Annotated in this window: 6 protein-coding genes; 2 read left to right on the plus strand and 4 right to left on the minus strand. The window is 60.5% G+C overall.

Translation table 11 applies throughout. The features are described from left to right. A partial coding sequence (locus tag DBR12_RS17400) for a methyl-accepting chemotaxis protein (protein ID WP_233244734.1) occupies window positions 1–1,561 on the minus strand: 1,561 nt, incomplete at its 3' end. Window positions 1,562–2,081: 520 nt separating this feature from the next. Continuing rightward, window positions 2,082–3,887, minus strand: a complete 1,806-nt coding sequence (locus tag DBR12_RS17405; protein WP_108618418.1) for a methyl-accepting chemotaxis protein — start codon at window positions 3,885–3,887, stop codon at window positions 2,082–2,084. A gap of 396 nt (window positions 3,888–4,283) precedes the next feature. Between DBR12_RS17405 and DBR12_RS17410 the strand changes: the two genes are divergently transcribed. Next, entirely contained in the window at window positions 4,284–5,093 is an 810-nt protein-coding gene (locus DBR12_RS17410; protein WP_108618422.1) for a triacylglycerol lipase, read from the plus strand. Window positions 5,094–5,305: 212 nt separating this feature from the next. Here DBR12_RS17410 and DBR12_RS17415 read toward each other — a convergent pair whose 3' ends face one another. Both DBR12_RS17415 and ppa read right to left on the minus strand, forming a co-directional pair. Further along, a complete protein-coding gene (locus DBR12_RS17415) occupies window positions 5,306–7,126 on the minus strand; it encodes a methyl-accepting chemotaxis protein (RefSeq protein ID WP_108618419.1) in 1,821 nt (606 codons plus the stop codon). Window positions 7,127–7,438: 312 nt separating this feature from the next. Beyond that, the gene (ppa, locus tag DBR12_RS17420) at window positions 7,439–7,975 is read right to left on the minus strand and encodes an inorganic diphosphatase (protein WP_108618420.1); all 537 of its coding nucleotides are present in this window, start codon (window positions 7,973–7,975) and stop codon (window positions 7,439–7,441) included. Window positions 7,976–8,249: 274 nt separating this feature from the next. On the opposite strand from ppa, the gene DBR12_RS23100 reads away from it, so the two are divergent. Further along, on the plus strand, window positions 8,250–8,507 hold a 258-nt coding region (locus DBR12_RS23100), incomplete at its 3' end, for a sodium/proton-translocating pyrophosphatase (RefSeq protein ID WP_233244737.1).

Here is an 8,507-nt window from a genome sequence, read left to right on the forward strand (position 1 = left end):
GGGTGGCGCTGCTGACACCGGTGGCGCTGGCGTCGAGCTTGAACACCGCCACTGCGTTGACCAGTTCTCCCGCCTGCGCATTCAGGGCGCTCGCAGCCGCTGCCATTTCCTCCACCAGCGCCGCGTTCTGCTGCGTCGCCTGGTCCATCTGCGTGACGGCCTCGCCCACTTGGCTGACGCCTTGGCTCTGCTCGCTGCTGGCTGCGCTGATCTCTCCCATCAGATCCGTCACGCGCTTGATGGCTCCCACCACCTCGGTCATGGTGCTGCCGGCCTGGTCCACCAGGGATGTGCCTTGATCCACCCGCTGCACGCTGTCGTTGATCAAGGTCTTGATCTGCTTGGCGGCCTCGGCGGATCGGCCTGCCAGGTTGCGCACTTCGCTGGCCACCACCGCAAAGCCCCGGCCTTGTTCACCGGCACGGGCGGCTTCCACCGCTGCGTTCAGCGCCAGGATATTGGTCTGGAACGCAATGCCGTCGATGACGCTGATGATGTCGGAAATCTTGCGTGAACTGTCGTTGATGCCCTTCATGGTCTCGACCACCTGGCCTACCACCTCACCGCCATGCACAGCCACCGTGGAGGCGCTCATTGCCAGCTGGTTGGCCTGGCGCGCGTTGTCTGCGTTTTGACGCACTGTGGCGTTGAGTTGCTCCATCGACGCTGCCGTCTGCTGCAAGGAGCTCGCTTGCTGCTCGGTGCGCGCACTCAGGTTATTGTTGCCCTGCGCAATTTCGGACGAGGCCATCGCCACGTTCTCAGAACCCTGCCGCACATGTCCCACGATGCGCGACAGGCTCTGCTGCATCTCCGACAGGGCCTGCAGCAGTCGGGCGGGTTCGTCCTTGCCCTGGACATCGATGTTGATCGACAGATTGCCCTTGCTGATTTCTTCGGCCGCCTCCACCGCGCGCTGCACCGGGGTGGTGATGGAGCGCGTGGCCCACACAGCAAACCAAAGCCCCAACAGCAAAGACACACCGGCTCCGATACCCAACGCCCATTGGCTGGTCTCTGCGGTCTGCACCACAGACTCTTCAAACGCATTCAATTCTTCATGGGTGTATGCAGTCACATCCTCCAGTGACTTGATGTAGTTCTGCGCCAGAGGACGCAACTCGCTGTCCACCAGGGCAAAAACGTCCTCACCGGCCTTCTTGCGCTCCAGCAGCTTGGAGCGGGCGTCGATATAGGTCTTGCGTGCAGCGGCCACCTTGCCCAGCAGTTCCTTGCCCTTGGCGCTCTCCATCAGGGCTTCCAGCTTCTTTTGCCCTTCAGTCACCGCTTTGGTGGTGGCGGCCATTTCGGCACCCAGCGACGCGATGTATGCCGGATCGGAGGTCTTGAGTGCCGCAGATGCCCGCGCCCAGTTCAGATCAATGGCGGCCTTCCACTCCATGGCCAGTTCATTGCGATCAATTTCTATGGTGGAAATGCGCATGGTGGCCTCTTTGAGTGTCGACACGCGCCAAACGCCGCCGACGGCGATCAGGGCCGTGATCAACAGGATGAGGCCGAACGCCAATCCCAAGCGGGTGCCAATTTTGAGGTGGTTCATGGTGGTTCTCTGCAAAAAAATGTCTACCCAACTACGCTGCGACCTTCAGGGCACTGCTGGCGTCTTCATCGCTGCCTTCAATCCGTTGCTTCGCACAAAGACTGCAAAGCACGGACATGGAGGCGCCATTGCACCGCGCGGTACGAAAGGCCCCATGCGACGGTAAAGCGTGATGCATTCTTATCATTTGAATCAATTTTAACATATTTTCACGCAATCAACAATACCACCTTTAAAAACAAACATTTTTGCACCAGGATGGCGCATTGATTTGATAAAAATGATTTTCATTCATCTCTGAACGCTGACCATAGCACCGTACAACCCGGTACGTGGCAGGGCTTGATCCAGAGCAGAACCCACCAAACTGGGCGCCCTGTCGCCAGCGCTCAACGCACCACAGCTTGAGCGAGATCAAGGCCCCAACAAAAAAGCACGCTCAGGGGCGTGCTCTGAGAGTGCGGCGCTCGGAGAGTGAGGCGCAGAGATAAGGCCCCCACTGGGAGCGCTCAAGCCGAACCTAGAAGCTCTCCCACTCGTCGTCATTGCCCCCCTTGGCCGCAACGGGCGCTGGCGCACTGGCTACCGGGGGCTTCGCGCTGGCTTTCGGCGCCGGTGCGCTGGCCTTGGGTGCTGCCAGGCTGGACGGGGGTTGAGCAGCCTGTGCGCTGCCGATCTTGCTCGCGCCTCTGTTGGCGGCGGCACTGCGCTGCGCAGCGTATGCCGGTGCGGCCATGGGCGCACGCGGTGCCTGCGCGGGTGTGCTGCGCATGGCGTTGGCGTCCAGCTTGAACACCGCCACCGCATTGACCAGTTCTCCCGCCTGCGCGTTCAGGGCGCTCGCAGCCGCCGCCATTTCCTCCACCAGCGCCGCGTTTTGCTGCGTCGCCTGGTCCATCTGCGTGACGGCCTCGCCCACTTGGCTGACGCCTTGGCTCTGCTCGCTGCTGGCTGCGCTGATCTCTCCCATGATGTCGGTCACGCGCCGGATCGCGGCCACCACTTCTGTCATGGTGCTGCCCGCCTTGTCAACGAGCAGCGTTCCTTGCTCCACCCTTTCTACGCTGGCAGTTATCAGGCTCTTGATTTCCTTGGCGGCTTCTGCGCTGCGCCCTGCCAGGCTGCGCACTTCGCTGGCCACCACCGCAAAGCCCCGGCCTTGCTCGCCAGCACGGGCTGCCTCCACCGCTGCGTTCAGCGCCAGGATGTTGGTCTGGAACGCGATGCCGTCGATCACGCTGATGATGTCTGCAATCTTGTTGCTACTGGCGTTGATGCCTTTCATGGTCTCGACCACTTCGGCCACCACGTCGCCGCCCTGTACTGCCACTGCGCTTGCGTTCACGGCCAGCTGGTTGGCGGTGCGCGCGTTGTCCGCGTTCTGGCGCACGGTGGAGCCCAGCTCTTCCATCGAGGCCGCAGTCTCTTCCAGCGCACTGGCCTGCTGCTCCGTGCGCGCACTCAGGTCGTTGTTGCCCGACGCAATCTGCGAGCTCGCCGAGGCCACGCCTTCGGCGTTGCTGCGCACGCCTGTGACCACGCGCTCCAAAGAGCTTCGCATGTCGTTGAGCGCAGCTATCAGTGGTGAGAACTCATCGCGATTCGGATCTTGCGTCGACTGCGAGAGATCCCCATCGCGAACGTGCTCGGCAGCCCGCTGTGCCAGTGCCACGCGGCTCACCAGTGCCCGCCCCATCCAAACTGCAAATGCAACCAAACAGGCAAGCACTCCGACCGTGGAAATCAATGAAAACCTCAATACAGATTGAAGCCCCCCACTAATGGAGTCCACTTCCGAGTGAACGACCTGCTGCTGCCGCTTGATCGCCGCAGCAGAAGCTTGCAACAGGGCATTGCGCGCAGGAATCGTCTTATCCACCAAGTACCCAAATGCCTCGTCTTTCTTATCGGAAGTAATCAACGCAATATTCGCCTCGCCATGACGCCAGAACTCGGCAACCAGAGGCGGAAATTCGGCGAACAAGCGACGCTCCTCAGCGGAAGATGCATCCTTTTCATAATCTTTGAGAGCCTCCCCGATCAAACGGCGCTTGTCCGCTACATCGTTCAAAGATGCATCCCGCTCCTGGGGGGTTCTCGCCAACATGGCGTGGCGCAATTGCAAAGACACGCGTGTGATATTCAATTCAACGGCAGCAATACGCCCCAGCTGCGCAAAATTAACATCGCGAATTTCCACCGCTATGCTGGCAGCAGATTCGGTCTTTTTGTATGAATAAAACAATACACCTAGCAACACAACCGCCAAAGCGAGCGTCACCAAATAAAGCCGACCAACGAGACTGCTGAAGATTTTCGAGTACATAAATTAACTCCAATGAACCCCATCGCCAATGCAAATGAAAATTACTCTCAAAATCAACAATTACGGATTGCATCACCTGAAAAAGTGAACACAATGTAAAAAGCAATCCAATCCATAAAAAACTTGACAAAGATTAATACAAATGCACTACACACCACATCCGTAATTTCCACCACACAGAATAATGGTTAGTCCCAGTTCCCGTTTCGATCTGAAGATGTTTGTGCCAAATCACCAAATGATCGCAGCCGTGTTTTTAAAGGGATCAGGCCTGCATACCGCAGCGCATGAAGCCCTGCTCAAGGCGCCGGTTTGGATAGCTCCCCCCAATGCAGCAGGTCAAAAAATGCCGAATCAGTGCTAACTTCTAGGCGTTTTCTCCACCAAATGCTCGACATGCCGCTGTTAAACACGAAAAGGGACACGCTTTCCGCACACACGCCACCACCTGGCTTGCCCCTGCTGGCGCTGGAGCTGCGCGCCCCTTGGGAGTTTGGTGCCGTGCTGCCCGCCTGGCCCGTGCTACAGCGCGCCCCACTGGGTGACGGGCACACGGTCATCGTTTTTCCAGGCCTGACGGCGGGTGACGCCACCACCATGCCGCTGCGCCGCTACCTCGAATCGCGCAACTACGACACGCTGGGCTGGGGCCAGGGCCTGAACCTGGGCCCACGCGATGGCGTGCTGGAAACCGCCAAGCGCCAGCTGCAGGAAGCTGCCGACGCCAGCGGCCACAAGGTCAGCCTGGTGGGCTGGAGCCTGGGCGGCATCTACGCCCGCGAGTTGGCCAAGGAGATGCCTGACCTGGTGCGCTGCGTGATCACACTGGGCACACCCTTTGCGGGGCACCACCGCTCCACCAACGCCTGGCGCATCTACCAATTTGCGAGCGGGCGCAGCATCGAGCGCGAGGCTGAAAGCTACAACCTGCCTGAGGCTCCACCCGTGCCCACCACCAGCATCTTCTCGCGCACGGACGGTGTGGTGGCATGGCGCGGCAGCATCCAGGCACCCGCCGACCACAACCCGCATACCGAGAACATCGAAGTGGTGGCCAGCCACTTCGGCATCGGCCTGAACCCCAGCGCCTGGTGGGCAGTGGCCGACCGGCTGAGCCAGCCCCAGGGGCCCGGCGTGGTGTGGCAACCCTTCCAGCGCCCTCGGCTTCCGGGGCTGCAGCTGCTGTACCCCAACCCGCACCGCTGACACCGGGGGTTCCCCCAGAAACCCAAAAAGCACGCAGAAGAGGCATCCTTCTGCGTGCTTTTTGTTGTGGTGCATCGCATCACGTCACGTTGCGCTGCGTTTGTCCGCCTTACCCTTGATTTGCTCTATTTTTTATAGCTATTGAGGCATAACAGTCGCGCGGAAACGGCTATTTTTATTGAAATTTCTGCCTCCTCCATAGCCTTCGCCACTCAGAAGCTCTCCCAGTCGTCGTCGCTGCCGCCCGCACTTTTTGCCGGAGCCGGTGCCGGGGTGTTGGCCTTGCTGGCTGCTGCGGTGGTGGCGTCTTTGGGCGCCGCCAGGCTGGCCGATGGCTTGGCGGCAGGTTTGCGCACACCCAGGCTGGCTGTCTTGGCCGGGGCGCTGTAGGCGGGCGCCGGGATAGGAGCCCGGGCGGTTGTGTTGTAGCTGCTGCCGCTGCTGACACTGGTGGCGCTGGCGTTGAGCTTGAACACCGCCACCGCGTTGACCAGTTCTCCCGCCTGCGCGTTCAGGGCGCTCGCAGCCGCCGCCATTTCTTCCACCAGCGCTGCGTTTTGCTGCGTCGCCTGGTCCATCTGCGTGACGGCTTCTCCCACCTGCCCTACGCCTGCGCTTTGCTCGCTGCTGGCTGCGCTGATCTCTCCCATGATGTCTGTCACGCGCCGGATCGCGGCCACCACTTCTGTCATGGTGCTGCCCGCCTTGTCAACGAGCAGCGTTCCCTGCTCCACCCTTTCTACGCTGGCAGTTATCAGGCTCTTGATTTCCTTGGCGGCTTCTGCGCTGCGCCCTGCCAGGTTGCGCACTTCGCTGGCCACCACCGCAAAGCCTCTGCCTTGTTCGCCTGCCCGGGCGGCCTCTACCGCTGCGTTCAGCGCCAGGATGTTGGTCTGGAACGCTATGCCGTCGATCACGCTGATGATGTCTGCAATCTTGTTGCTGCTGGCGTTGATGCCTTTCATGGTCTCGACCACTTCGGCCACCACGTCGCCGCCCTGTACTGCCACTGCGCTTGCGTTCACGGCCAGCTGGTTGGCGGTGCGCGCGTTGTCCGCGTTCTGGCGCACGGTGGAGCCCAGCTCTTCCATCGAGGCCGCAGTCTCTTCCAGCGCACTGGCCTGCTGCTCCGTGCGCGCACTCAGGTCGTTGTTGCCCGACGCAATCTGCGAACTCGCCGAGGCCACGCCTTCGGCGTTGCTGCGCACGCCTGTGACCACGCGGGCCAGGTTGTCGCGCATGTCGGCCAGGGCGGTAAGCAGCTGGCCCATTTCGTCCTTGCCACCAGCAGGCACGTCGATGGCGAGGTCGCCCTCGGCAATCGCGCGGGCAGCGCGCACCGCATGGTGCGCCGGGACAGTGACAGCGCGGGTGATGCCCACGCCCAGCAAAGCAGCCAGCACCACACACACGGCCAAGGTTACCAACAGCGAGATGCGTGCCACGTTGAACACCTGATCGGCCTCTTCGCTGGCTTGGGTGGCGTTGTCGGCGTTGAGCTTTTGCAACTGACCCAGGGTTTCGGCCACGGCCACAAACGCGCCTTCGGACTCACCGGCATAGACCATGGACAAGGCATCGCTAGTCAGCTCCAGGGTTTCGGCGGTGGTGAAGTCCATTCCGTTGGCAATCTCCACCAGCTTGGCTTGCAAAACGGCGTATTCGGCCTTGCGTTTTTTGTAGGCGTCAAAGATCTCCCGCTCTTTGGGGCTGCTGATCAAGGGCTCGTATGTTTTCTCTACCCCTTCGATGTCTTTGGCGCGCAGGCCCACCTGCTCGGAAAACGCCTTGACCTCTACCAGGCTGCGCGCAGTGACCATACCCGCCTCGGAGCGGCGCATGCGGTTGTAGAGCACACGCAGGTCTCCGGTCTGCGCCACGCTGGGCAACAGGTTGGTGGCAATTTCCTCGGCGTTGTTGTGGATGCGCGACATCTGCACCAGAGCGATCAGGCCCAGCACCGCGGTCAACAGCACCACCACAAGGAACCCAACACCCAGTTTGACGCCGATGCGCAGATCGGAAACTTTCATGTATCACCCTTCCTAAAACCCGGAGTCTTGCACAGCGCCAAGGCAAAAATCCCAGAGAACACACGACCCTGGCCGGTCTATTCGGCGCCAGGCAATCTGTAACAATTTGAAGCATATAAGTCTAGCAGCGCGGTAGACATCCGCACCTCAGGCAGGACCCGGATGCGGCCACGCCCAGCGCGGCGGCAACAAAAAAAGCATGCAGGCCACCGGGGCTTGCATGCTTCCATTTTGATAGCTATTTGCGCTTGATGGGTGCGCGCAGAAGGCAATTTTGTGATCTGACCGGGGCAACTCGCCCGGGCGAAAACCTCAGGCCTGCGACTTCTTATAGCTCTCGATGCCGTCCACGACTTCCTTCTTGGCGGACTCGATCCCTTCCCAGCCCAGCACCTTGACCCACTTGCCCTTTTCCAGGTCCTTGTAGTGCTCGAAGAAGTGGGCAATGGCGTTGCGGCGCATGGCGTTCACGTCCTCGATGTCCTTCCAGTGGTCGTACATGGGCAGGATCTTGGAGGTGGGCACGGCAATGACCTTGCCGTCCACGCCCGCTTCGTCTTCCATCATCAGGATGCCCAGGGGGCGGCAGGGCACCACCACGCCAGGGTGCAGCGGGTAGGGGGTAATCACCAGCACGTCCACCGGGTCGCCGTCGCCAGACAGGGTCTGGGGCACATAACCGTAGTTGGTGGGGTAATGCATGGCCGTGGTCATGAAGCGGTCCACGAAGATCGCGCCCGATTCCTTGTCCACTTCGTACTTGATGGGGTCCGAGTTCATCGGGATTTCGATGACCACGTTGAAAGCTTCAGGGGCGTTCTTGCCAGGGGTGACGTTGTTGAGGGACATGTCTTTGAATAGTGGTTTGGAAACGGCAACCCGCGATGCACAGAGCGCTGACACAGCGCAACAAAGCGTCGGGATTAACCCTGATTTTAGGCGCAGGTCCCTTTCTACCCGCTTGCAAACCGTGGTTTGGCTGTAAATTGGGCTCGTTGGCCAATCGACTCCCAGCCCTTTTCAAACGGCCCAGGAGCATGAGGAAGCAACGCAGCGGAAGCACCAGCGACCTGCGTTGTGATGTTTCCTTCCGTGCAACTGAATAGATTGAAAGGAGTGACGAATGGCTGGAACTACAGCGCTGACTGCCCCCCTGATACTGGCTCTGGTTTGCGGATTGATTGCGGTGGCCTACGGGATCTGGGCGCGGGGATGGATCCTCGCCAAAGACCCGGGCAACGCCCGCATGCAGGAAATCGCCGCAGCCATTCAGGCCGGTGCCGCTGCCTACCTCGCCCGCCAATACAAGACCATTGCCCTCGTTGGCGTGGTGCTGGCGATTCTCATCGGCATCTTTCTCGATGGCACCACGGCGGTGGGC

It is taken from the genome of Acidovorax sp. HMWF029 (assembly GCF_003060895.1).
GTDB lineage: Bacteria > Pseudomonadota > Gammaproteobacteria > Burkholderiales > Burkholderiaceae_C > Acidovorax.